The organism is Agromyces sp. GXQ0307 (genome assembly GCF_044769845.1).
Taxonomy (GTDB): Bacteria; Actinomycetota; Actinomycetes; order Actinomycetales; family Microbacteriaceae; genus Agromyces.
The window spans coordinates 955474-980326 of the sequence record NZ_JBIZVY010000001.1 but is presented as its reverse complement, the minus strand read 5'-3'; the positions used below and the strand labels follow the sequence as shown (position 1 = coordinate 980326).

The window sequence follows — 24853 nt, the reverse complement described above, 5'->3', positions numbered from 1 at the left end:
GGCGGCATCCGTCGCCGCCGCCGATGCGGAGCTCGTGCCGTAGCGGCAGGGGGTCGATCGGCGCGCTCGGCGGTCGATCGGCGCATTCGTCCGCATGCGAATCGGGGTGGATGCCGCAGGTCGGCTGGCATGTGCGACCCGTCCCGGGGGAGGATGGTGCGCATGACCGCCCACGCGTACGCACTCGCCGACGGCAACACGATCCCCGCGATCGGCTTGGGTACGTACGGGTTGAACGACCAGTCCGGCGTCGACGCGATCGTCTCGGCGATCCACGACGGCTACCGGCTCATCGACACGGCCTACAACTACGGGAACGAGGAGGTCGTGGCGGAGGCCATCCGCCGCGCCGACGTCGACCGCAGCGACCTCTTCATCACGACGAAGCTCCCCGGCCGCCACCACGGTGTCGACGAGACGCTCGCGAGCTTCGAGCAGTCGCGCAAGCGCCTCGACCTCGACTGGGTCGACCTGTACCTGATCCACTGGCCGAATCCGAAGCGCGACCGGTACGTCGACAGCTGGCGCTCGATGATCAAGCTCAAGGAGCGCGGCGTCGTCCGCTCGATCGGCGTCTCGAACTTCACCGCGCCCATGCTCGACCGGCTCTTCGCCGAGACCGGGCTGATGCCCGTGGTCAACCAGGTGGAGCTGCACCCGTACTTCCCGCAGGGCGACCTGCGCGCGTACCACGCCGAGCACTCGATCCGCACCGAGAGCTGGAGCCCGCTCGCCAAGCGCACCGACCTGCTCGCCGAGCCGGTCATCGTGGAGATCGCCGAGCGCCGGGGGGCGACGCCGGCGCAGGTCGTGCTGGCCTGGCACCTCGCGCTCGGGGCCGTGCCGATCCCGAAGTCCGCCGACGCCGCGCGGCGGCGTGAGAACCTCGACGTGTTCGACGTCGAGCTCGAGACGGGCGAGGTCGACGCGATCTCGGGGCTCGAGCGAGGCCGCATCTGGGGCGCCGACCCCGACACGCACGAAGAGATGTAGCCGGGCGCGGCGCAGCCGCCCGGTCGCAACCGACGATGGCGGTTCCGCGCCGATGGGCGACCGAGTCGGGCGCAGCGGATGCCGGTGGGCGGACGTAGGCTCGATCAGGTGACCGACCGCTCCACCCCAGTGCCATCCGACGACGCCGTCCCCGCCGGTGGCGTGTTCGCGAAATCGTGGCGCTGGCTCTCGCTCGGTATGTTCGCGCTGATCTTCCTCGCCGCGTTCGAGGTGCTCGCGGTCACGACGGCGATGCCGATCATCGCGGCCGACCTCGACGGCGAGGGGCTGTACGCGCTGGCGTTCTCGGTGCCGCTCGCGGCCGGCGTCGTCGGCATGGTCGTCGCGGGCAACTGGAGCGACCGGTCCGGGCCGCTGCCGCCGCTCCTCGCCGCGGGCGGGCTGTTCGTGGTGGGCCTCGTCGTCGCCGGGCTCGCCCCGGACATGACGGTGCTCGTGCTCGGCCGCCTCATCCACGGCATCGGCGGGGCGGCCGTGATCGTTCCGCTCTACGTGATCGTGGCGCGCGTCTACCCCGAGTCGGTGCGATCCCGCGTGTTCGCGGGCTTCGCCGCGGCCTGGGTCATCCCGTCGATCGTCGGACCGACCGTCGCCGGGTACGTCGCCGAGCACCTGAGCTGGCGGTGGGTCTTCCTCGGCGTGATCGCGCTCGTGCTTCCCGCCGCGCTCATGATGCTCGCGCCGCTGCTGCGGGTGCTCGACCGCGTGCAGGGCGATCCGAGTGTGCGGTGGAGCGGCCGCCGCGTCGGCTGGTCGATGCTCGCCGCCGTCTCCGCGCTCGGAATCAGCCTCGCGGCCGGGTTCGACGAGCCGTGGCGGTGGATCATCGCGGTGTGCTCGATCGCCCTGGCGGTGCTCGCCGTGCGGCCGCTGCTGCCCGTCGGCACGCTCCGCGCGGTGCGCGGCATTCCGGCGACCGTCCTCATGCGGGCGATCGTCGCCGGCGCGTTCTTCGGCGCCGAGATCTACCTCCCGAAGATGCTCATCGAGCGGTACGACCTGCCCGCCGGCCTCGCCGGCGCGGTGCTCACGGGTGCGGGGCTCTCGTGGGCCGCGGCGTCGTGGCTGCAGGGGCGGCTCGACGCCCGCCTCTCGAACACCGAGGTCGTGCGCATCGGGGCCGTGACGCTCGCCGTCGCCCTCGCGGGCGTGCTCGTGATCGCATTGTTCTCGCTGCCGCCTGCGACGGCGTTCATCGCGTGGACGGTCGCGGGCGCTGCGATGGGCTTCATGTACCCGCGGTTCTCGGTGGCCGTGCTCGAGCAGTCGCCGCAGTCGGTGCAGGGCTTCAACAGCGCGGCACTCACCATCGGGGAGTCGCTCGGCGGCGCCGTGGCGCTCGCGGTCACGGCGCTCGTCGCGAGCGTGGCATCCGCCGGCGCGTTCGCGCCCGAGTTCGCCGTGACCGCCGCGATCGCCGTGGTCGGGGTGCTGCTCGCGTCGCGCGTCCGCCCGCCCGAGGGGTGGCGACGTCCCCTCGCCGGCAGTTCGGCACCGGCGGGCGCGCCGGCCACCGCGCCGACGCCGGGGGAGTAGGGTCCGCGAGCGGCATACTGCGGTTCGCCTGCACCGACGCCGCCCGGCGTTCATGTGACGGTCACATTGTGACGGTCACATTCCGCGCGGGAATGTGCATAATGGTGTCGCCGGCATGTGTGACCGTGAACATGCCGAGATCGATCGAGGTCACCGTGCCAGAGCCGCCGCAGGAGCCGCCCAAGGGGCGCGCGCCGAGCATCCGCGATGTCGCGCGGGTCGCGGGGGTCTCGCACCAGACGGTTTCGCGCGTGCTCAACCACCATCCGAGCATCCGGCCCGAGACGAAGCAGCGCGTGCTCGACGTCATGGCCGAGCTGCAGTACACGCCGAACCGCGCCGCACGCGCCCTGGTGACCAGCCGGTCGCGCACGATCGGCATCCTCTCGGCGTCGAGCACGCACTACGGCCCGGCGTCGAGCATCGCCGCGATCGAGGCGGCAGCGCGCGCCTCGGGGTACTGGGTGAGCACGGCGAACATCGAGTCCTCCGATGCCGTGTCGATCGCCGACGGCCTGGCGTATCTGCGGGCCCAGGGCATCGAGGGGCTCGTGGTGATCGCCCCGCAGATGCGCGTCTTCGACACGCTCGCGCAGCTCTCGATCGACGTGCCCTATGTGACGCTCCAGTCGACCGGGCGCGATCCGGAGCACACGCTCTCGGTCGACCAGATCGCGGGCGCGAGGCTGGCCACGCGTCACCTGATCGAGCGCGGGCACCGGTCGATCTACCACCTCGCCGGCCCCCAGGACTGGATCGAGGCCGAGGCGCGCATGCGCGGGTTCCTCGACGAGATGGGTGCCCAGGACGTGCCGACGACCGCGCCGATCCTGGGCGACTGGACCGCGGACTTCGGCTACTACGCCGGCCGGGAACTGCTCACGGTGCGTGACTTCACGGCCATCTTCGCGTCGAACGACCAGATGGCGCTCGGCGTCATGCACGCGGTGCGCGACGCGGGCCTCGAGATCCCGCGCGACGTGTCGATCATCGGCTTCGACGACATCCCCGAGGCGGCGCACTTCTGGCCGCCGCTCACCACGGTCCGGCAGGACTTCGCCGAGCTCGGACGACGCTGCGTGGCGTTGCTCCTCGGCGACCTCGACGATGCCGCACCCGAGTACCGGGGGACCCTCGTGCCCGAGCTCATCGTGCGCGAGTCGGTTGGTGCGCCGGCGTTCTGAGGTGGCGACTCGCGGCCGGAGGCCCGTTACCGTTCCGTGACCTTCGTCGGTTGACAGGATCGCGAAACGTGTGGCTAACATGAGTCTCGCGATGTGAACGGTCACATGGAGCGTCACATCGCCGGACGTTCCACCATCGCCTCCCGGGGCGAGCGCAGCACACGACGAAGGAGTCCCGCGTGATCGACACGACCGCCACCGGCCGGCCCACCAGCCCGGCCGCCCCCCGGTGCGGCGCCGTCTCCACCCGGACCCCGGGCATCGACTCCGGATCGTTCGCCGCCCGCACCGCGGCATCCGTCGCCTCGACTGCATCGGCGGCCGCCGCATGACGACCTACGGACCGCAGATCGAGGTCGCCATCGCCCGCACCCGTGCGGAGGTCGCGCGCCTGCACGGCGAGCTGACCCGCTACGGACTCGTCGTCTGGACCGGCGGCAACGTGTCCGGCCGGGTGCCCGGTGCCGACCTCTTCGTGATCAAGCCGTCCGGCGTGAGCTACGACGACCTGGCGCCCGAGAACATGATCCTCTGCGACCTCGACGGCAACGTCATCCCGGGCACGCCCGGCGCCGAGCGCAGCCCGTCGAGCGACACCGCCGCGCACGCGTACGTGTACCGCAACATGCCCGAGGTCGGCGGCGTGGTGCACACGCACTCCACCTACGCGGTCGCGTGGGCGGCGCGCGGCGAGGAGATCCCGTGCGTGATCACGGCGATGGCCGACGAGTTCGGCGGGCCGATCCCGATCGGCCCGTTCGCGATCATCGGCGACGACTCGATCGGCCGCGGCATCGTCGAGACGCTGCGCGGGCACCGGAGCCGCGCAGTGCTGATGCAGAACCACGGCCCGTTCACGATCGGCGCGAACGCGAAGGACGCGGTCAAGGCCGCGGTCATGGTCGAGGATGTCGCGCGCACCGTGCACCTCGCCCGTGAGGCGGGCCCGCTGATCCCGATCCCGCAGGAGTCCATCGACCGGCTGTACGACCGGTACCAGAACGTCTACGGGCAGTCCTCCGATGCGCGACGGGACGCCCCGAAGGCGAAGGCGAAACGCAACTGAAGAGCTTGCGGCATCCGTGGTCACGAGGGATGCCGCTGGGAGCCGGTCGTCATGGACGAGGCCGGAACTCCGAAACGTCACCAAGACGACGACGTCCATGACCACACAGTGAAAGGACACACCGTGAACACCACGAAGAAGGTGCTCCTCGCCACCCTGGCGGCCGGTTCGATGCTCGCGCTCGCCGCGTGCTCGGGCGGCGGCGGCGGCGGAGAGGGCGACGGCGGCCTCATCGGCGTCGCGATGCCCACCAAGAGCTCGGAGCGCTGGATCCAGGACGGCGACGCCGTCAAGGAGCAGCTCGAGGAGCAGGGCTTCAAGGTCGACCTGCAGTACGCCGAGGACGACATCCCCACGCAGGTCTCGCAGGTCGAGAACATGATCACCAAGGGCGCGGAAGCCCTGATCATCGCCGCGATCGACGGCACGACCCTGTCGGAGGTCCTCCAGACCGCCGCCGACTCGGACATCCCCGTCATCGCCTACGACCGCCTCATCCGCGACTCGGAGAACGTCGACTACTACGCGTCGTTCGACAACTACGTCGTGGGCGTGCAGCAGGCCACCTCGCTCCTCGCGGGCCTGGGCCTCACCGACCTCGAAGGTGCAGAGGCCGCCGACGCGCCCGCGGGTCCGTTCAACATCGAGCTGTTCGCCGGTTCGCCCGACGACAACAACGCCACGTTCTTCTGGAACGGCGCGATCGACACCCTCCAGCCCTACATCGACGAGGGCACGCTCGTCGTGAAGTCGGGCCAGACCGACTTCGAGCAGGCCGCCATCCTCCGCTGGGACGGCGAGGTCGCGCAGAGCCGCATGGAGGACATCCTCGTCTCGACGTACTCCGACGGCTCGAAGGTCAATGCGGTGCTCTCGCCGTACGACGGCCTCTCGCGCGGCATCATCTCGGCCCTCACCGACGCCGGGTACTCGGTCGGCGACGAGTGGCCGGTCATCTCGGGCCAGGACGCCGAGCTCGACTCGGTGAAGGCGATCAACGCGGGCGAGCAGTACTCGACCATCTTCAAGGACACCCGCAACCTCGCGGCCGTGGCCGTCGACATGGCGACCGCCCTGCTGAACGGCGAGGAGCCCGAGGTCAACAACACCGAGGACTACGACAACGGCGTGAAGGTCGTGCCCTCGTACCTCCTCGAGTCGCAGATCGTCGTGAAGGACAACATCACCGAGGTCCTGGTCGACTCCGGCTACTGGACCGAAGAGGAGATCAACGGCTGAACCAGCCGCTGATCCCCAACGGATGAACCACCGCGTGTCGGGACCTGCGACGGGAGTACTCTCGCCTCAGGTCCCGGCCGCGGCATCCGCCACCCGGCCGGCCCCACACCGGCAATGGAGCAGGAGCAAGGGATGACCAACCACATTCTCGAGATGCGCGGCATCACGAAGACCTTCCCCGGCGTCAAGGCGCTCGCGAACGTCAACCTCGGTGTGGAACGCGGCGAGGTGCACGCGATCTGCGGCGAGAACGGCGCAGGCAAGTCCACGCTCATGAAGGTGCTGTCGGGCGTCTACCCGCACGGCACCTACGACGGCGCCATCGTCTTCGAGGGCGAGGAGGTCGAGTTCAAGGACCTCACCGACTCCGAGGCCAAGGGCATCGTCATCATCCACCAGGAGCTCGCCCTGAGCCCCTACCTCTCGATCGCCGAGAACATCTTCCTCAACAACGAGCAGAAGGGCGCCGGCGGTCTCATCGACTGGAACAAGACGAACTTCGAGGCGTCCAAGCTGCTCGCCCGGGTGGGCCTGAAGGAGAACCCCACCACGAAGATCCGCGAGATCGGCGTCGGCAAGCAGCAGCTGGTCGAGATCGCGAAGGCGCTCTCCAAGCGAGTGAAGCTCCTGATCCTCGACGAGCCGACGGCGGCCCTCAACGACGAGGACTCCGACCACCTGCTCGACCTGATCCTGCACCTCAAGGGGCAGGGCATCACGTCGATCATCATCAGCCACAAGCTGAACGAGATCAAGAAGGTCGCCGACACCGTCACGGTCATCCGCGACGGCAAGACGATCGAGACGATCGCGAAGCAGGATGTCACGGAAGACCGCATCATCAAGGACATGGTGGGTCGCGACCTCGAGCACCGCTATCCCGACCACACGCCGAACCTCGGCGAGGAGCTGCTCCGGGTCGAGGACTGGACGGCGCACCACCCGCAGGACACCTCGCGCGTCGTCGTCGACAACGTCAACCTCACGGTGCGCGCCGGTGAGATCGTCGGCATCGCCGGCCTCATGGGCGCGGGCCGTACCGAGTTCGCGATGAGCCTGTTCGGCCAGACCTACGGGTCGCGCATCTCCGGCAAGGTGTTCCTCCGCGGCAAGGAGATCAAGACCCGCACGGTCGCCGAGGCGATCGAGAACGGCATCGCGTACGCGACCGAGGATCGCAAGACGTACGGCCTGAACCTCATCGAGGACATCAAGCGGAACATCTCGATGGCGTCGCTGAAGAAGCTCGAGAAGTACGGCCTCGTGCACGACAACGAGGAGTACGCGGTCGCGAACGAGTACCGCAGGTCGATGAACATCAAGGCGCCGAGCGTCCTGGTGAAGACCGGCAAGCTCTCGGGCGGCAACCAGCAGAAGGTCGTGCTGTCGAAGTGGATCTACTCCGACCCCGACGTGCTGATCCTCGACGAGCCCACGCGCGGCATCGACGTCGGAGCCAAGTACGAGATCTACACGATCATCAACAAGCTGGCTGCCGCAGGGAAGGGGATCATCGTGATCTCGTCCGAGCTGCCCGAACTGCTCGGCATCTGCGACCGCGTCTACGCCCTCTCCGAGGGACGCATCACCGGCGAGCTGCCCGTCGAGGAGGCCACGCCCGAGTCGATGCTCAAGCTCATGACCATGGAAAAGCCCCGCTAGCCCGCGGCTGACGGAACACCTCAGGAGACATCATGTCGAACCCGAATCCCCCCACCGTCGAGGAGACCCACGCGGCGGGCAGCAACATCAACCCCGTCCAGAACAAGTTCACGGACCGGCTGACCCACGTCCTCAGCGACCTCGGCCGCAACGGCATCTTCATCGCGCTCATCGCGGTGGTCGTGCTGTTCTCGTTCCTCACCGACGGCATCCTGCTGCGGCCGCAGAACATCTCGAACCTGGTCGTGCAGAACGGGTACATCCTCGTCCTCGCGATCGGCATGGTGATGGTCATCATCGCCGGCCACATCGACCTGTCGGTCGGTTCGGTCGCGGCGTTCGTCGGCGCGTGCTCGGGCGTGTTCGCGGTCCAATGGGGCCTGCCGTGGTGGCTCGCGGTGCTGCTCTCGCTCGTCATCGGCGCCCTGGTCGGCGTCTGGCAGGGCTTCTGGATCGCCTACGTCGGCATCCCGGCGTTCATCGTGACGTTGGCGGGCATGCTCATCTTCCGCGGCCTCGCGCTCGTCGTCCTCGGCAACGCGAACATCGGCTCGTTCCCGACCGAGTACCGTGCGCTCGGCAACGGCTTCCTCTCGAACGTGTTCGGCGAGTTCGAGCTCGACCCGCTGACGCTCGGCGTGGGCGCGCTCGCGATCGTGATCCTCGTCGTGCAGCAGGTGCGCACCCGGCGCGGCCGGGTCAAGTACTCGCAGGACGTCGAGCCGCTGGCCTGGTTCATCACCAAGCTCGTGCTGATCTCGGCGGCGATCGGGTTCTTCGCCTACGCGCTCGCGTCGTACAAGGGCATCCCGGTCACGCTCATCATCCTCGGCGTGCTGGTGCTCGTGTACAGCGTCGTGATGAACCGCACCGTGTTCGGTCGCCACATCTACGCCATCGGCGGCAACCGCCACGCGGCCGAGCTTTCGGGCATCAAGACCCGCCGGGTCGACTTCTGGCTGTTCGTGAACATGGGCTTCCTCGCGGCGCTCGCGGGCCTCATCTTCACGGCCCGCCTGAACCTCGCCGGGCCGAAGGCCGGTGACGGCTTCGAGCTCGAGGCGATCTCGGCGGCCTTCATCGGCGGCGCGGCGGTGCAGGGCGGCGTCGGCACGATCGGCGGCGCGATCATCGGTGGTCTGATCATCGGTGTCCTGAACAACGGCATGTCGATCATGGGCATCGGCATCGAGTGGCAGCAGGCCGTGAAGGGTCTCGTGCTGCTGCTCGCGGTGGCGTTCGACGTGTACAACAAGCGTCGGTCGGGCGGGCACTGACCCGCAGTTCCTCCTGAGACGGCGAGGGGCGGATGCCACGTGGCATCCGCCCCTCGTCGTGTTCCCGGGGCTTGGCCGGCGGCTCCGTTAGCGCTAACATTGGGCACTGTTAGCGCTAACGAACCCAGTGGAGACGCACGACGATGAGCGAGACCATGACCACGGATGCCGCGCGCAGCGCGATTCTCGAGGGGCGCACGTCCCTCGGCATCGAGCTCGGTTCCACCCGCATCAAGGCCTGCCTGGTCGGCCCCGATCCGACCGAGGTGCTCGCGGTCGGCAGCCACGAGTGGGAGAACGAGTTCCTCGACCGCCGCTGGACCTACTCGCTCGAGTCGGTCTGGTCGGGCCTGCAGGCCGCGTACGCCGACCTCGTCGCCGACGCGCGGCGCCGCCACGACATCGTGCCCGAGACCTTCGGCGCGCTCGGCGTCTCGGCGATGATGCACGGCTACCTCCCGTTCGACGCCGATGGCGAGCTGCTCGTGCCGTTCCGCACCTGGCGGAACACCTCGACCGGCCCGGCCGCCGCCGAGCTCAGCGAGCGGTTCGGGCTCAACATCCCGCTGCGCTGGTCCATCGCGCACCTGCACCAGGCGGTGCTCGACGAGGAGGCGCACGTCGGCGACATCCGCTCGTTCACGACCCTCGCCGGGTACGTGCACTGGAAGCTCACCGGCCGGAACGTGCTCGGCGTCGGCGACGCATCCGGCATGTTCCCGATCGACTCGGCGACCGGCTCGTACGACGCCCGCCTCGTCGGCGCCTACGACGAGCTCGTCGCGTCGCGCGCTCCCGGGCTGAAGGTCGCCGATCTGCTGCCCGAGGTGCTGCCCGCCGGCCGTGTCGCGGGCGAGCTCACCGAGACGGGCGCGGCGCTCCTCGACCCGACGGGCGCGCTTCGCGCCGGCATCCCGTTCTGCCCGCCCGAGGGCGACGCCGGCACGGGCATGGTCGCGACGAACGCGGTCGCGCCGCGCACCGGCAACGTCAGCGCCGGCACGAGCATCTTCGCGATGGTCGTGCTCGAGCGTCCGCTCGCGAATGCGCACCACGAGCTCGACCTCGTGACGACGCCCGCGGGCGACCCCGTCGCGATGGTGCACTGCAACAACGGCGCGAGCGAGCTCGCGGCGTGGGCGGGCGTCTTCGGGCGGTTCGCCGCGGCCGCGGGCACTGAGCTGTCCGGCGACGAGGTGTTCGAGGCGCTGTTCCGCGAGGCGCTCGAGGGCGAGGCGGATGCCGGCGGCCTCATCGCGTACAACCAGCTCGCGGGCGAGCCCATCGCGGGCCTCGAGGAGGGGCGGCCGATGGTCGTCCGCACGCCCGACAGTCGGCTCACGCTCGCGAACCTCATGCGCGCGCAGATCTACGGCGTGTACGGCACGCTCGCGCTCGGCATGCGCGTGCTGCACGGCGAGGGCGTCGGGCTCGACCGCATGTTCGCGCACGGCGGCATCTTCCGCACCGCGGGGGTCGCGCAGCGCTTCCTCGCGGGCGCGCTCGACGCGCCCGTCGCGGTCGGCGAGACGGCGTCGGAGGGCGGCGCGTGGGGCATCGCGGTGCTCGCCGCCTACCTCGGCGCCGCCGACGAGCTCGACCTCGGCACGTACCTCTCGGAGCGGGTGTTCGCGGGCGCTGCGATCGACGTCGCCGACCCCGACCCGGCGGATGTCGCCGGCTTCGCCGCCTACCTCGACCGCTACGCCGCGGGCCTCGCCGCCGAGGCCGCCGCCGTCGCGGCCATCTGACCCGGCGGGTGTCCGAGGCATCCGCCACGAGGCATCCGCTCACCGCACTCGAACCCAGCAACAGAAGGACACGCACATGACCCGCACCCCGCTCACCACTTCGCTCGACGGCGTCGAGGTCTGGTTCCTCACCGGCAGCCAGCACCTCTACGGCCCCGAGACGCTCGCGCAGGTCGCCGACCAGTCGCGCACCATCGCGGAGACGCTCGACGCGGCATCCGACGTGCCCGTGACGGTCGTCTGGAAGCCCGTGCTCACCGACTCGGCCGCGATCAAGCAGGTCGCGCTCGAGGCGAACGCCGCCGCGAACGTCATCGGCGTCGTGGCGTGGATGCACACGTTCAGCCCGGCGAAGATGTGGATCGCCGGACTCGACGCATTGCAGAAGCCGCTCGCGCACCTGCACACGCAGGCGAACGTCGAACTGCCGTGGGGCGACATCGACTTCGACTTCATGAACCTCAACCAGGCGGCGCACGGCGACCGCGAGTTCGGGTACATCCAGACCCGCCTCGGCGTGCCGCGGAAGACGATCGTCGGCCACGCGTCCGATCCGCGCGTGCAGCGCGAGCTCGGCACCTGGCAGCGTGCGGCGGCCGGCCTCGCGGCATCCCGTTCGCTGAAGCTCGCGCGCTTCGGCGACAACATGCGCTACGTCGCGGTCACCGAGGGCGACAAGACCGAAGCCGAACTTCGGTTCGGCGTGCAGGTCAACACGTGGGGCGTGAACGAGCTCGCGGACGCCGTGCACGCGGCATCCGATGCCGACATCGACGCGCTCGTCGCGGTCTACGAAGCGGAGTACGACGTCGCGCCCGAGCTGCGGCGCGGTGGCGAGCGGCACGAGTCGCTGCGCTACGGCGCGGCCATCGAGATCGGGCTGCGCTCGTTCCTCGAGGAGGGCGGCTTCGGCGCGTTCACCACGTCGTTCGAGGACCTCGGCGCGCTGCGCCAGCTGCCGGGTCTCGCGGTGCAGCGCCTGCAGGCCGAGGGTTACGGCTTCGGCGCCGAGGGCGATTGGAAGACCGCCATCATGGTGCGCGTCGCGAACGTCATGGGCGCCGGCCTGCCCGGCGGCGCGACCCTCATGGAGGACTACACGTACGACCTCACGCCCGGCGACGAGTTGATCCTCGGCGCGCACATGCTCGAGGTCGCGCCGTCGATCACGACCGCCAAGCCCTCGCTCGAGATCCACCCGCTCGGCATCGGAGGCAAGGAGGACCCGGTGCGCCTGGTCTTCACCGCCGACCCCGGCCCCGCGGTCGTCGTCGCCCTGTCGGACATGCGCGACCGCTTCCGCCTGACCGCGAACGTCGTCGAGAACGTCGCGCCGCGCGAGGCGCTGCCGAAGCTGCCCGTCGGCCGCGCGATCTGGAAGCCCGCCCCCGACTTCCAGACCTCGGCCGCCGCGTGGCTCACCGCGGGCGCCGCGCACCACACGGTCATGTCGACCGCCGTGGGCGTCGAGGTGTTCCGCGACTTCGCCGAGATGGCCCAGGTCGAGCTGCTCGTCATCGACGAGTCGACCGACCTGCGCGAGTTCCAGCGCGAAGTACGGTGGAACCAGGCCTACTACCGACTGGCGCAGGGCCTCTGAGGGAGGGCTCCGTGAGAGGTGCGGACGCAGCGGGTCGGGCGGTGGAGGCCCGCGCCCGCGCCGCGTCCGGGCCCGGGTCCGAACCGGCCGACACGCCGGTCGTGCCCGAGAGCGGCGCGGATGCCTCGGCGCGGGCCGGCGACGGTCCGGTCGGGGCATCCGGCGCCGGCGGTGACGCGACGCGAGCGGATGCCGCGGCCGCGCCGCGCGCGTCGGCCGCCGAGTCCGCGGCATCCGCCCCACCGTCGACCGACCCGGCCGGCGTGCCGACGATGTTCGACGTCGCGCGGCACGCCGGGGTCTCGCACCAGACGGTGTCGCGCGTGCTCAACGACCTGCCCGGCGTCGCCGCCGCGACGCGCACGCGCGTGCGCGAGTCGATCGCCGCGCTGAACTACACGCCCTCGCCGACGGCCCGCGCCATGGCGCAGCGGCGGTCGGGGTCGATCGGGCTCATCCAGGCCGGACGCCCCGACTACGGCCCGTCGAGCGCCGCACTCGGGTTCAACGAGGCGGCCCGCGAAGCGGGGTACGCGGTCAGCCAGGCGAGCATGCGCACGCTCGACGCCGACGTGCTGCGGCAGGCCGTGCACCGGCTCGTGCTGCAGCGCGTCGAGGCGATCGTCCTGATCTCGGGGGAGCGCGAGGGCATCGACGTGCTGCGCGGCATCGACGCGGGCGTGCCGCTCGTGGCCGTGGCATCCGAACCCGAACCGGGCCTGCACCGCGTCTCGTTCGACCAGGCCGCGGGGGCCCGGCTCGCGACCGAGCACCTCATCGGCGTCGGGCACCGGCGCATCGTGCACGTCGCGGGCCCCGCCGACTCCATGGACGCCGCCGAACGCCGCCGCGGCTTCGCCGCCGCGCTCGAGGCCCACGGGCTCGAGGTGCGCGAATCGTTCGCGGGGGACTGGCTCGCGGCATCCGGTCACGCGGCGGGCCGCCGCCTGCTCGCCGACGGCTGGGCGACCGCGGTCTTCGTCGGCAACGACCAGATGTCCCTCGGCCTGCTGCACGCGTGCCACGAGGCCGGCGTCTCGGTGCCGGGCGACCTCAGCGTCGTCGGGTTCGACGACATCCCCGAGGCGGGGTACTTCACGCCTGCGCTCACGACCGTGCGGCAGGACTTCGACTCGCTCGGCCGCGACATCATGGCGACGGTCGCCGACGTGCTGCGCGACGAGGCGGCAGCGCCCGATCGCACTGCGCGCGTGCCCGAGCTCGTCGTGCGCGCGAGCACCGCGGCGCCGCGCGGCTGAGCGGCCCGAGCCGCCCCGGTGCCGCTCAGGTTCGCGCCCGGTCGGGTGAATTCGCAGGATGAGCCGCGCGATGGGGTCGCATGGGAGGGCATGAGCCGTCTCATCCTGCGAATCGTGCGACTGCTGCCTCGACCGGGCCCCGGTCGCCGGGCCGGACCGGTCGCCGGGCGCGCGCGGCCGCCGGCCCGGCCGGGCGGCATCCGTCGCCTCAGGCGGCCGAGTAGTCGGGCAGCTGCTGCAGCGTCCAGCGGTTGCCGTCGGGGTCGGCGAGCGTGATGAACCGGCCCCAGGCCTGCTCGTCGACGCCTTCGCACTCGACGCCCTTCGCGCGCAGTTCGGCGAGCACGGCGTCGGCGTCGGGGATCACGACCTGGATCACGTCGAGCGTTCCGGGCTCGAGCGTGCCGCCGAGGCCTTCGCCGAAGGCGATCGAGCACGCCGAGCCGGGCGGGGTGAGCTGCACGAACCGCAGGTCGTCGTTCACGCGCTGGTCGTGGTCGGCGGTGAAGCCGAGCTTCTCGACGTAGAAGGCCTTCGCGCGGTCGACGTCGGTGACGGGCACGTGGATGAGCTCGATCTTCCAGTCCATGGTGGTGGTCCTCCTGTTCGGGCCGGCGACGGATGTCCCGGCTGGGCTGACTCCTCCAGTGTCGCGCGCGATGCGGACAGTTCCTGTCCGGAATAGCACGGAGATCACGGTGGGAGGATGGACCCCATGACCACGCTCAACATCACCGGGGATGCCGCTGCCGACGAACTGCTGGGCAGCGACGCGTTCGCACTGCTCACGGGCATGCTGCTCGACCAGCAGGTCGCGATGGAGACGGCGTTCGCGGGCCCGGCCAAGATCCGCGACCGGGTCGGCACGATCGAGCCGGCCGAGATCGCGGCGGTCGACCCCGAGCGGTTCGTCGACGCGTTCAAGCAGCCGCCGGCCGTCCACCGGTACCCGGGATCGATGGCCGGTCGGGTGCAGTCGCTTGCCGCGGCCGTCCGCGACGAGTGGGGCGGCGACGCCGCCGCCATCTGGACGCACGGCGACCCCGACGGCGCCGAGGTCCTGAAGCGGCTGAAGGCGCTGCCGGGGTTCGGAGAGCAGAAGGCGAGGATCTTCCTCGCGCTTCTCGGCAAGCAGTGCGGGCTCGAGGCGAGCGGATGGCGCGAGGCCGCCGGCCACTACGGCGACGAGGGGTCGTTCGCGTCGGTGGCCGACATCGTCGACCCGGAGTCGCTCGCGAAGGTCCGTGCCACGAAGCAGGCCGCCAAGGCGGCGGCGAAGGCCGCCAAGCAGTAGGGGCCGGACGACGCGGGCCCGCCGCCGGGCTCAGCGCCCCGCGACCGCCCGCTGGTGCCACGCCCGCGCGGTCGCGTCGAGCAGGGCCGACCAGTCGGTCGGCTCGAGGCCGAACGTGTCGGTCGTCTCCGCGGCATCCACGACGAACGGCTGCTCGAACTGGTAGAGCACGCCGTTCACCTCGCGCAGGACCGGCACGACGAGGCCCATCACGGAGAGGGCCCACCGCGGCATCCGTCGCAGCGTCGGCGCACCGGTGCCCGCGCGCTCGCCGAGCGCGGTGAGCACCTCGCGCACGCTGGCGGGCGGGTTCGACGGCACGATCCAGGGGCGACCCCAGGCGCGCTCGTCGCGGCCGAGCACGTCGAGCGTCGCGGTGATGTCGTCGACCGCCGTCCAGGAGTGCGGGGCGTCCGGGTCGCCGAACACGGTCGCCGACCTGCCGGCGAGCGTCGCGGCGGCATAACGGGGCAGCAGCCCGTTGGCGGTCGGCGCCGTCGGCCCGAGGTAGTCGGACGCGCGCGCCTCGGTGACGCGCACGCGGCCGGCGCGGTGGGCGGCGAGCGCCTCCTCCCACATCCGGGCGCGCAGCGCGCCCTTGTGGTCGGAGGGCCGAAGCGGCGTGCCCTGCCGCATGGGTCCGTCGACCGGCCCGTACCCGTACAGGTTGCCCATGATGACGAGCACGGCGCCGGATGCCTCGGCCGCGTGCAGGATCGAGGCGGCGAGCGGCGGCCACACGCGTTCCCACTGCGGGTAGGCGCCGGGGTTGGCGCAGTTGACGACGACTCGGGCGCCGGCGGCGGCCTCCGCGAGCCGGTCGCGATCCGCGGCGTCGAGGTCGACGAGTTCGACGAGCGGATGCCGCGGCCCTCGGCCCGAACGCGTGACGACGCGCACGCGCTCGCCGGCCTCGGCGGCGCGGAGGGCGAGGGCGGTGCCGACCGGACCGGCGCCGACGATGAGGTGTTCGGGTTCGCTCATGAGCAGCATCCTGCCCGTGCGCTGTGTCGTGCAGGTGAACGCGCGCGGCCGGCGGGCGACGCGACGACGCAGCATCCGGCACCCAGGCTGCGTCGCGCAGGCGGTGCCGCCGTGCGGGCTGGCGCCCGACCTCAAGGTCATGCGTGCGGGAAATGAGCGATCACAACCGGTGCATGAGGCGGGATGACGCGCACGATTCGGCGACGAGCACGGGCGACTGATTCGCCTTCTGATCTGGGAATAACACCAGCACCAAGATCGCCCCGTCGCCATGATGCATCCGTTTTCGAAATCGCACTTGTGAGCGCTCACTTGTGAGCGCTAACATTCCAAGCGCGGCCCGAACGGACTGGCCGCCCGGCGCACCGAGACTCCGCAGCAGCCCCAGACGCCGGCAGTGAACAAGGAGGTTCCAGCTGATGAAGAAGCTCATCGGCATCGCCGCCGCCACCGGCGCGATGCTCCTCGCCCTCACCGGATGCGCCGCCGGCGGCGATGCCGCAGCAGAGGGTCCCAAGCCGCTCGACGAGCTCGTCGTGGGCTTCGCGCAGGTCGGCGCCGAGTCCGGGTGGCGCACCGCCAACACCAAGGACATCCAGGCCGCGTTCGAGGACGCGGGCATCGAGCTCAAGTTCTCCGACGCGCAGCAGAAGCAGGAGAACCAGATCAAGGCGATCCGCTCGTACATCCAGCAGCAGGTCGACGTCATCGCGTTCTCGCCCGTCGTCGAGACCGGCTGGGATGCGGTGCTCAACGAGGCGAAGGCCGCCGGCATCCCCGTGGTGCTCACCGACCGGGCTGTCGACTCGCAGGACGACTCGCTGTACGTGAGCTTCCTCGGCTCCGACTTCGTCGAGGAGGGTGAGAAGGCCGGCCAGTGGGTGCTCGACGAGTACGCCGACACGACCGAGCCGGTGAAGATCATCCAGCTCGAGGGCACGACCGGTGCCGCTCCCGCCATCGACCGCGCCGAGGGCTTCGCCGAGGTCATCGCCGCCAACCCGAACCTCGAGGTCGTCGCGAGCCAGACCGGCGACTTCACGCGTGCGGGCGGCAAGCAGGTGACCGAGGCGCTGCTGAAGTCGAACCCCGACGTCGACCTCATCTACGCGCACAACGACGACATGGGCCTCGGCGCGATCGAGGCGATCGAGGCGGCCGGCCTGGTTCCGGGCGAGGACATCAAGATCGTCACGGTCGACGCGGTCAAGGACGGCATGCAGGCGCTCGCCGACGGGAAGATCAACTTCATCGTCGAGTGCTCGCCGCTCCTCGGCGCGCAGCTCGTCGACATCGTGAAGCAGATCAACGACGGTGAGACGCCCGAGAAGCGCATCATCACCGAGGAGACGACCTTCACGCAGGAAGAGGCGATCGAGGCCCTGCCCACCCGCCAGTACTGACCCGGACCGGCGGGCGCCCGAGCGGCGCCCGCCGGCCCAGCCGGGTGCGCGGTCGTCCATGCCGCGCACCCGGTACCCTCGTCCCACCCGCCGCCGAGCCGCGGCGATCCGGCGCCGCCAGGCGCAGACGAGCGGATGCCGCATCCGCTCGCGGACTCGATGGAGAGCACCGTGACCCAGCAGACCGAATCCGTCGCGGCGGCGACTGCGCCGCCGGCACCGGCCCCGGTCGTCGAGATGCGCGGCATCTCGATCGGCTTCCCGGGCGTGAAGGCGCTCGACGGCGTCGACTTCCGCATGTTCCCCGGCGAGGTGCACTCGCTCATGGGCGAGAACGGCGCGGGCAAGTCGACGCTCATCAAGGCGCTGACCGGCGTCTACGGCATCGACGCCGGCACGATCACCCTCGCGGGGAAGCAGGTCTCGTTCTCGGGGCCGGCGCAGGCGCAGGCCGCGGGCATCTCCACGGTCTACCAGGAGGTCAACCTCCTCCCGAACCTGTCCGTGGCCGAGAACATCATGCTCGGCCGCGAACCGCGACGCTTCGGCGGCATCGACTGGCGCGCGATGCGCCGGCGCAGCACCGAGCTCCTCGCGGGCCTGCACCTCGACGTCGACCCGGGTTCGCTCCTCGGCGACCATTCGCTCGCCGTGCAGCAGCTCATCGCGATCGCCCGCGCCATCGACGTGAACGCGAAGGTCCTGATCCTCGACGAGCCGACGTCGAGCCTCGACGCCGACGAGGTCGCCGAGCTGTTCCGCGTCATCCGCTCGCTCAAGGAGCAGGGCGTCGCCATCCTCTTCGTCTCGCACTTCCTCGACCAGGTGTACGAGATCTGCGACCGGCTCACCGTGCTCCGCAACGGGAAGCTCGTCGGCGAGTACCTGACCGACGAGCTGCTCCGCATCGACCTCGTGCAGAAGATGATCGGCAAGGAGCTCACCGCGCTCGACGACCTCGAGCACCGGGCGCGCGCGGCGGTCGTCGACGAGACGGATGCCGCGACCTTCGTCTCGGCGTCGAAGCTCGGCCGTCGCGGGGCGATCTCCCCGGCCGACCTGCCGATCGCGGCGGGCGAGGTCGTGGGGCTCGCGGGCCTGCTCGGCTCGGGCCGCACGGAGTTCGCGCGCCTGCTCGGCGGCATCGACCGCGCCGACACGGGCGAACTCACGATCGGCGGCGAGCAGGTGCGCCTCCGCACCCCGCGTCAGGCGATCTCGAAGCGCATCGCGTTCTCGTCGGAGAACCGCCGCGACGAGGGCATCGTCGGCGACCTCAGCGTGCGCGACAACATCGTGCTCGCGCTGCAGGCCGATCGCGGCTGGGCGCGGCCGATCCCGAAGAAGAAGCAGGACGAGCTCGCGCAGTCCTACATCCAGGCGCTGAACATCCGGCCCGGCAACCCCGACGCGCTCGTGCGCAACCTCTCGGGCGGCAACCAGCAGAAGGTGCTGCTCGCGAGGTGGCTCGCGATCGCACCCCGCCTGCTGATCCTCGACGAGCCGACGCGCGGCATCGACGTCGGGGCGAAGGCCGAGATCCAGAAGCTCGTGTTCAACCTCGCGGAGAACGGCATGAGCGTGCTGTTCATCTCGGCCGAGCTCGAGGAGGTGCTGCGGCTCAGCCACCGGGTCGCGGTGCTCCGCGACCGCACGGTCGTGGCCGACCTCGAGAACGACGGGCTCACCGTCGACGCGCTGCTCGCGCTCATCGCCGACGGGCGCGTCGCCTCCGACGACGAGGCGCTCGACGAGCGCACACCGGCCGTGGCCGTCGCCGCGGGCGCCGGCCACGCGGCATCCGCCCCCGCTTCTTCGGCGGCCCCGGCCGTCGACCTCGGCGCACCGGATGCCGCGGCATCCGACCCCGGCGCCAAGCCGACCGACCCCACCACCCCCGCCCCCGAAGGAGGCCGCTCGTGAGCATGCTCGCCAAGATGGCGTCGAGCCGGCTGTTCTGGCCGGTCGTCATGCTGCTCGTCCTGTTCGCGATCAACCTGGTCGCGTTCCCCGGGTTCTTCGAGATCACGGTGCGCGACGGGCAGCTGTTCGGCAGCCTCATCGACATCCTGCGCAATGGCGCGCCGACGCTCATCATCGCCGTCGGCATGACCCTCGTCATCGCCACGCGCGGCATCGACCTCTCGGTCGGCGCGGTCGCGGCGATCTCGGGCGCGGTCGCGTGCTCGATCATCCTGGGCTCGCCGAACCCGGGCAGCCTCGCGACGGTCGCGGTCGCCGTGTCGGTCGCGCTCCTCATCTCGCTGGTGCTCGGCGTGTGGAACGGGTTCCTCGTCGCCGTGCTCGGCATCCAGCCGATCATCGCGACGCTCATTCTGATGACGGCCGGCCGCGGCGTCGCGATGCTCATCACCGAGGGCCAGATCCTCACGGTCAACAGCCCGCCGTTCAAGTTCCTCGGCTCCGGGTTCTGGCTCGGCGTGCCGGTGGCGGTGATCATCGCGGCGGTCGTGTTCGGCGTCGCGGCGCTGCTCACCCGGCGCACCGCGCTCGGCATGTTCATCGAGTCGGTCGGCATCAACCCCGAGGCGAGTCGCCAGGCCGGTGTGCGGGCGCGGGGGCTGCTCTTCGCGGTCTACACGTTCTGCGCGTTCTGCGCGGCGATCGCGGGGCTCATCCTCACTGCGAACACGGCCGCGGCCGACGCGAACAACACGGGCCTCTTCATCGAGCTCGACGCGATCCTCGCCGTCGTCATCGGCGGCACGTCCCTCGCGGGCGGGCGCTATTCGCTCGTCGGCACGCTCGTCGGGGCGCTCGTCATCCAGACGCTCGTGACCACGGTCTACACGGTCGGCATCCCGCCGATCGCGACGATGGTCTTCAAGGCCGCGGTGGTCACAGCCGTGTGCCTGCTCCAGTCGCCCACGACCGCCGAGGCGCTGAGCGGGTTCCGACGACGGCTCGCCGTCCGATCCGGGAAGGGGGTCGCCGCATCATGACCGAGATCCTCGAGGCGCCCACGACGAACCGACCGTCGCGCTCCGGGCGCGGCATCCGTCGCGGCAGCGGTGCGGGGCGCGGCACCGGCCGCGGCACCGGTCCGGATGGCGGCCCCGGCCGACGCGGGCCGCTCGCCGCCGCCCTCGGCGTGCTCACGAGCCCCAAGTACGGACCCGTCACCGTCACCGGCCTGCTGTTCGTCGCGATCTTCGTGATCGGCGGCTTCCGCTACCGCGGCTTCTTCTCCGGCCAGGTCTTCCTCAACCTCTTCGTCGACAACGCGTACCTCATCGTGCTCGCGGTCGGCATGACGTTCGTGATCCTCACGGGCGGCATCGACCTGTCGGTCGGCGCAGTCGTCGCCCTGTCGGGCATGATCGCCGCGAGCCTCCTGCAGACCGGATGGTCGCCGGGCGTCGTGATCCCGCTGATCCTGGTGCTGACGAGCATCCTCGGGCTGCTCGTCGGGCTCATGATCCACGTGTTCAAGGTGCAGCCGTTCATCGCGACGCTTGCGGCCATGTTCCTCGCCCGCGGCCTCTGCTATGTCATCAGCCAGTCGTCGATCTCGATCACCGACCCGACGTTCATCCAGCTCGCGGTCTCGCGCATCCCGCTGGGGCCGGGCCTCTCGATCACCCCGAGCGTGATCATCGCGCTGGTCGTCGTCGCGATCGCGGTGTGGGTGCTGCACGGCACTCGCTTCGGTCGCACGGTCTACGCGATCGGCGGCGGCGAGACATCCGGTCTGCTCATGGGCCTGCCGGTCGCCCGCACCAAGGTGCTCGTCTACGTCATCTCGGGCTTCTGCTCGGGCCTCGCGGGCGTGCTGTTCACGTTCTACACGCTGTCCGGCTATCCGCTCACCGCGATCGGGACCGAGCTCGACGCGATCGCCGCGGTCGTCATCGGCGGCACGCTGCTGACGGGCGGCTACGGCTTCGTGCTCGGCTCGGTGCTCGGCGTGCTCGTGCTGGGCGTGATCCAGACGATCATCACCTTCGAGGGCACGCTCTCGTCGTGGTGGACGAAGATCTTCATCGGCGCGCTGCTGCTCGTCTTCATCATCCTGCAGAAGGTGCTGACGGCCAGGCGACGGTGAGGGCGAGGCATCCGTCGCACCCGCCCTGGGCTCAGCGCCCCGGTCGAGAGACGGAAGTCTCCCCGGTCCGGAACGGGTCGATGGGATGATGGCGGGGAACGAGCGCGCATCGGGCGCGAGGCAGGGAGCCGGACGGCGAGTGGGCGACGACGAGAAGGCCAGGGCCGCGACGATCTTCGACGTGGCGCGGCTCGCCGGAGTGTCGCACCAGACCGTCTCGCGCGTGCTCAACGACCTGCCGAACGTGCGTCCCGCCACGCGCGCCCGGGTGGAGCAGGCGATCAAGCAGCTCAGGTACGTGCCGTCGCCAGCCGCCCGCGCGCTCGTCACCCGTCGCACCCGCACCGTGGGCCTCATCGTGACGGGCGCCCCCGACTACGGCCCCTCGAGCACCGCGCTGCACTTCAACGAGGCCGCGCGCGACGCGCGCTACTCGGTCATCACGGCGAGCATGCTCGAGACGGATGCCGCGAGCATGCGCTCCACGGCCGAACTCCTCGTGCGGCAGAACGTCGAGGCGATCGTGCTCATCGCCGCGCAGCGCGCGGCCCTCGATGCCCTCGACGGCATCGAGCTCGGCGTGCCGGTCGTCGCCGTGGCATCCGAGGACCGGGGTTCGATGCACCGCGTCTGGCTCGACCAGTACGCGGGCGCCCGGCTCGCGGTCGAGCACCTCATCGGGCTCGGGCACCGGAGCATCCGGCACGTCGCCGGCCCGACCGACGCGATGGATGCCGCGGAGCGCGTGCGCGGCTGGGCGACCGTGCTGGGCGAGCACGGCCTGCCGGCGCGCGAGCCGCTCGTCGGCGACTGGTCGCCGGGCAGCGGCTACGTGCACGGCCGCGCGCTCGCCGAGGATCGCGAGATGACGGCCGTGTTCGTCTCGAACGACCAGATGGCGCTCGGCGTCATGCACGCGCTCGCCGAGGCGGGGCGCTCGGTGCCCGGCGACGTGAGCGTCGTCGGGTTCGACGACATCCCCGAGGCCGAGTTCTTCGCGCCGCCGCTCACGACCGTCCGGCAGGACTTCGTCGAACTCGGCCGCGACGCCATGGCCGGCGTGCTGGCCGTGCTGAACGACGACGATCGCATGCCGGCGCCGCGGGTGCCCGACCTCGTCGTGCGTGCGAGCACGGCTGCGCTGGGCGCGGTGTCGCCGGCGGCGGGCACTGCGTCGACGGCGGGGGACCGGACCGCCGTCTCCTCCTGACGCGCGCTGCCGTGCGCGCGTTCGATCCCGATCGGGATGCCACTTTCGCCAGGAATCATCGTGCCGTACCCGGCGAAAGTGGCATTTCGTCGAGCGATGTCGCCGACGAACGCGGCCGGGCGGCGGCGCGGGCGTCAGCGCGGCACGTGCGCGTCGAGGAAGTCGGCGATGCGCGCGGCCATGGTCTCCGGCTGCCAGGAGTGCTGCACCGCGGGCACGGTGCCACGAGAGGCGTTCGGCATCGCGGCGACGATCGCGTCGGCGGCCGGCGCCATCTCGGCGGGCGCGCCGTCCTCGCCGACGAGCACGAGCGTGGGCGCCTCGATCGACCCGAGCAGTTCGGCGTGCGGCGCGGACTGCGACCAGGCGAGGGACTCGGCATCCGCTTCGAGGCTCGGCCCGATGCGCACCATAAGGGGCCAGGCTGGGGTGCCCTTCGCCTGCTCGAGCCACTCTGGCGGCATGTCCTTCATGAAGTACTCGACGACCGCGTCGGCGTCGTCGCCCGCGATGCGCTCGCGCAGGCCGGTGAGGAACTCCGCGCCATCCGCCCCCTGCTCTGCGCCGATCGGCACCTCGAACGCGACGATCGCCGTCACGGGCAGCCCGTGCGCCGCGGCCGCGAGCGCGATCGCGCCGCCGGAGGAGTTGCCGAAGAGCGCCACGCCCTCGCCGAGCTCGTGGATGCGCTGCAGCTCGGCGACGATCGCGCGCAGGTCGGCGAGCGTCTCGTGCAGGCCCATGGGCACGTCGTGGGCGCTCTCGCCGCGCCCGCGCCGGTCGTAGTTGACGACGGTGTAGCCGCGCTTCGCAAGGGCGGTCGCGAGCTGCTTGGTGGCCGGGTCGAACGCCCGGAACTGGAACGCCCCGCCGACGAGGATGACGGCAGGGCCCTCGCCCTCGCGGTCGTAGGCGATCGAGGCGCCGTCGTGCGAGATGACGGTGTGGGACATGCGGTCCTCCCTCGCAGGGCCGAGCCTGCGTCGGTGCTGCTGCATCGGGTCTGGGCTGCGTCGGTCTGGTCCGTCGTCAGGCTAACCCGGGCGGTCGGATGCCGGTAGGGGGCGGATGCCGCGACGCGCCGTGGCACCCGTCGCCGCAATGTCGGTGGGTGGTGGCAGCATTACCTGCGGACGCCACCACATCTTGTGGTCGGCAGGCCGATGAGGGCCAGATGTCGGGTCGGGGGAGCCGGTATGTCGCGTGAGCTCGTCGCAGGCGGGGGTCGTCGCGCCGTCGCCAGGGCGGTGCGGATGCCTCGTGCCGGCGTGGTGCGCGGGCGACACGCCGACGACACGCCCGACATCCATTCACAGGCCGACGCCGCTCGAATGAGCCGACCTGTGGAGAACCCGAATGCGACCCGCGGAAATCCGCCGATCAGCCCAGCTTCGGACTGTTGATGGACTGTGGATGACGCGGTGGAAAACTACACGAATGTAACTACATCATCTTGGGGTCATTCCGTTGGTCAGGCACTAGATGTAGTATTGAAGGACCGAAGCAACACCGGGGGAAAGGCTCCTGGAGGAGCCAGAGAAGAGGGGTCACAGAGATGACGGTCACGGTCTACACCAAGCCTTCCTGCGTCCAGTGCAACGCCACGTACCGCGCCCTCGACAGCAAGGGCATCGAGTACGAGGTGCTCGACCTGTCGCAGGACGAGACCGCGCTCGCCGCGGTCAAGGAGCTCGGCTACCTGCAGGCCCCGGTCGTCATCACCGACGAAGGTCACTGGTCGGGCTTCCGCCCCGACAAGATCGACGAGCTGGCGAGCCGGCTCGCGTAACCGGGGTCTCGATACGCCGGCTTCGCGCGGCTACTCGACCACCGGCCATGGGGCTGACATGACGAACCTCATCTACTTCTCGAGCGTGTCGGGCAACACCGCGCGCTTCATCGAGAAGCTCGGACGGCCGGCGACGCGCATCCCGCTCCACGCGAAGGATGCCGCGCTCGTCGCCGACGAACCCTACGTGCTCGTCGTGCCCACGTACGGGGGAGGGGACGGCAAGGGCGCCGTGCCCAAGCAGGTCATCAGGTTCCTGAACGACCCGCACAACCGGGCACTCATCCGCGGCGTGATCGCCGCGGGCAACACCAACTTCGGTGCCGGCTACGGCCTCGCCGGCGACATCGTCGCCGCGAAGTGCCACGTGCCGCACCTGTATCGCTTCGAAGTATTCGGAACACCAGACGACGTTCGCGCCGTCGACGAGGGATTGGACGCATTTTGGTCAACGCAGCAGCAGGCGCCGCAGGCGACAGTGGCGTAGCGGTCATCGACGCACCGCGCTCGAGCAATTCG

Annotated in this window: 23 protein-coding genes; 20 read left to right on the top strand and 3 right to left on the bottom strand. The window is 70.8% G+C overall.

All coding sequences use genetic code 11. The features are described from left to right. The first annotated feature begins 162 nt into the window (after positions 1 to 162). The 11 genes from ACIQH8_RS04540 (at position 163) to ACIQH8_RS04490 (ending at position 13588) form a co-directional block, all read left to right on the top strand. A complete protein-coding gene (locus ACIQH8_RS04540; RefSeq protein ID WP_400995295.1) occupies positions 163 to 993 on the top strand; it encodes an aldo/keto reductase in 831 nt (276 codons plus the stop codon). A gap of 108 nt (positions 994 to 1101) precedes the next feature. After that, a complete protein-coding gene (locus ACIQH8_RS04535) occupies positions 1102 to 2550 on the top strand; it encodes an MFS transporter (protein ID WP_400995293.1) in 1449 nt (482 codons plus the stop codon). Positions 2551 to 2681: 131 nt separating this feature from the next. After that, the gene (locus ACIQH8_RS04530; protein ID WP_400995290.1) at positions 2682 to 3734 is read left to right on the top strand and encodes a LacI family DNA-binding transcriptional regulator; all 1053 of its coding nucleotides are present in this window, start codon (positions 2682 to 2684) and stop codon (positions 3732 to 3734) included. Between the two features lie 179 nt (positions 3735 to 3913). Next, positions 3914 to 4066, top strand: a complete 153-nt coding sequence (locus tag ACIQH8_RS04525; RefSeq protein WP_400995287.1) for a hypothetical protein — start codon at positions 3914 to 3916, stop codon at positions 4064 to 4066. Next, on the top strand, positions 4063 to 4800 hold the full coding sequence (locus tag ACIQH8_RS04520; RefSeq protein ID WP_400995285.1) for an L-ribulose-5-phosphate 4-epimerase: 738 nt from the start codon (positions 4063 to 4065) through the stop codon (positions 4798 to 4800). The genes ACIQH8_RS04525 and ACIQH8_RS04520 overlap by 4 nt, the downstream gene beginning before the upstream one ends. Before the next feature lie 171 nt (positions 4801 to 4971). Continuing rightward, the gene (gene chvE, locus ACIQH8_RS04515) at positions 4972 to 6039 is read left to right on the top strand and encodes a multiple monosaccharide ABC transporter substrate-binding protein (protein WP_400995725.1); all 1068 of its coding nucleotides are present in this window, start codon (positions 4972 to 4974) and stop codon (positions 6037 to 6039) included. 132 nt (positions 6040 to 6171) lie between these two features. Continuing rightward, complete coding sequence (mmsA, locus tag ACIQH8_RS04510) at positions 6172 to 7701, top strand: multiple monosaccharide ABC transporter ATP-binding protein (RefSeq protein ID WP_400995282.1); 1530 nt, start codon at positions 6172 to 6174, stop codon at positions 7699 to 7701. Between the two features lie 32 nt (positions 7702 to 7733). Next, positions 7734 to 8978, top strand: a complete 1245-nt coding sequence (gene mmsB / locus ACIQH8_RS04505) for a multiple monosaccharide ABC transporter permease (protein ID WP_400995280.1) — start codon at positions 7734 to 7736, stop codon at positions 8976 to 8978. A 143-nt stretch (positions 8979 to 9121) separates the two neighbouring features. After that, on the top strand, positions 9122 to 10729 hold the full coding sequence (locus ACIQH8_RS04500; protein WP_400995277.1) for a xylulokinase: 1608 nt from the start codon (positions 9122 to 9124) through the stop codon (positions 10727 to 10729). Between the two features lie 76 nt (positions 10730 to 10805). After that, the gene (gene araA, locus ACIQH8_RS04495; RefSeq protein WP_400995274.1) at positions 10806 to 12329 is read left to right on the top strand and encodes an L-arabinose isomerase; all 1524 of its coding nucleotides are present in this window, start codon (positions 10806 to 10808) and stop codon (positions 12327 to 12329) included. An 11-nt stretch (positions 12330 to 12340) separates the two neighbouring features. Beyond that, complete coding sequence (locus tag ACIQH8_RS04490; RefSeq protein ID WP_400995272.1) at positions 12341 to 13588, top strand: LacI family DNA-binding transcriptional regulator; 1248 nt, start codon at positions 12341 to 12343, stop codon at positions 13586 to 13588. Between the two features lie 208 nt (positions 13589 to 13796). Here ACIQH8_RS04490 and ACIQH8_RS04485 read toward each other — a convergent pair whose 3' ends face one another. Continuing rightward, positions 13797 to 14177, bottom strand: coding sequence for a glyoxalase superfamily protein (locus ACIQH8_RS04485; protein ID WP_400995270.1), 381 nt, complete (start codon positions 14175 to 14177; stop codon positions 13797 to 13799). Positions 14178 to 14294: 117 nt separating this feature from the next. On the opposite strand from ACIQH8_RS04485, the gene ACIQH8_RS04480 reads away from it, so the two are divergent. Further along, complete coding sequence (locus ACIQH8_RS04480; protein WP_400995268.1) at positions 14295 to 14882, top strand: HhH-GPD-type base excision DNA repair protein; 588 nt, start codon at positions 14295 to 14297, stop codon at positions 14880 to 14882. A gap of 30 nt (positions 14883 to 14912) precedes the next feature. Here ACIQH8_RS04480 and ACIQH8_RS04475 read toward each other — a convergent pair whose 3' ends face one another. Further along, positions 14913 to 15866 carry an NAD-dependent epimerase/dehydratase family protein gene (locus tag ACIQH8_RS04475; protein WP_400995266.1) on the bottom strand — a complete coding sequence of 318 codons (954 nt, stop codon included), beginning with the start codon at positions 15864 to 15866 and terminating at the stop codon, positions 14913 to 14915. On the opposite strand from ACIQH8_RS04475, the gene ACIQH8_RS04470 reads away from it, so the two are divergent. The 6 genes from ACIQH8_RS04470 to ACIQH8_RS04445 all read left to right on the top strand — a co-directional run bounded on the left by ACIQH8_RS04470 (position 15865) and on the right by ACIQH8_RS04445 (position 22545). After that, the gene (locus tag ACIQH8_RS04470) at positions 15865 to 16053 is read left to right on the top strand and encodes a hypothetical protein (RefSeq protein ID WP_400995264.1); all 189 of its coding nucleotides are present in this window, start codon (positions 15865 to 15867) and stop codon (positions 16051 to 16053) included. The genes ACIQH8_RS04475 and ACIQH8_RS04470 overlap by 2 nt on opposite strands. Before the next feature lie 232 nt (positions 16054 to 16285). Continuing rightward, complete coding sequence (locus tag ACIQH8_RS04465; RefSeq protein ID WP_400995261.1) at positions 16286 to 17269, top strand: ABC transporter substrate-binding protein; 984 nt, start codon at positions 16286 to 16288, stop codon at positions 17267 to 17269. A gap of 237 nt (positions 17270 to 17506) precedes the next feature. Further along, the gene (locus tag ACIQH8_RS04460) at positions 17507 to 19192 is read left to right on the top strand and encodes a sugar ABC transporter ATP-binding protein (RefSeq protein WP_400995723.1); all 1686 of its coding nucleotides are present in this window, start codon (positions 17507 to 17509) and stop codon (positions 19190 to 19192) included. A 2-nt stretch (positions 19193 to 19194) separates the two neighbouring features. Next, complete coding sequence (locus ACIQH8_RS04455; RefSeq protein ID WP_400995721.1) at positions 19195 to 20232, top strand: ABC transporter permease; 1038 nt, start codon at positions 19195 to 19197, stop codon at positions 20230 to 20232. Continuing rightward, positions 20229 to 21335 (top strand): galactofuranose ABC transporter, permease protein YjfF, encoded by a 1107-nt coding sequence (gene yjfF / locus ACIQH8_RS04450; RefSeq protein ID WP_400995259.1) that lies wholly within the window; start codon positions 20229 to 20231, stop codon positions 21333 to 21335. Before ACIQH8_RS04455 ends, yjfF begins: the two co-directional genes overlap by 4 nt. A 139-nt stretch (positions 21336 to 21474) precedes the next feature. Continuing rightward, positions 21475 to 22545 carry a LacI family DNA-binding transcriptional regulator gene (locus ACIQH8_RS04445; RefSeq protein ID WP_400995256.1) on the top strand — a complete coding sequence of 357 codons (1071 nt, stop codon included), beginning with the start codon at positions 21475 to 21477 and terminating at the stop codon, positions 22543 to 22545. Positions 22546 to 22679: 134 nt separating this feature from the next. Here the strand turns inward: ACIQH8_RS04445 and ACIQH8_RS04440 are convergent, their stop codons facing one another. Beyond that, a complete protein-coding gene (locus ACIQH8_RS04440) occupies positions 22680 to 23498 on the bottom strand; it encodes an alpha/beta fold hydrolase (protein ID WP_400995254.1) in 819 nt (272 codons plus the stop codon). Positions 23499 to 24100: 602 nt separating this feature from the next. On the opposite strand from ACIQH8_RS04440, the gene nrdH reads away from it, so the two are divergent. Further along, the gene (gene nrdH, locus ACIQH8_RS04435) at positions 24101 to 24334 is read left to right on the top strand and encodes a glutaredoxin-like protein NrdH (RefSeq protein ID WP_154347074.1); all 234 of its coding nucleotides are present in this window, start codon (positions 24101 to 24103) and stop codon (positions 24332 to 24334) included. A gap of 58 nt (positions 24335 to 24392) precedes the next feature. Further along, entirely contained in the window at positions 24393 to 24821 is a 429-nt protein-coding gene (gene nrdI / locus ACIQH8_RS04430) for a class Ib ribonucleoside-diphosphate reductase assembly flavoprotein NrdI (RefSeq protein ID WP_400995252.1), read from the top strand. The last annotated feature ends 32 nt before the right edge of the window (positions 24822 to 24853 follow it).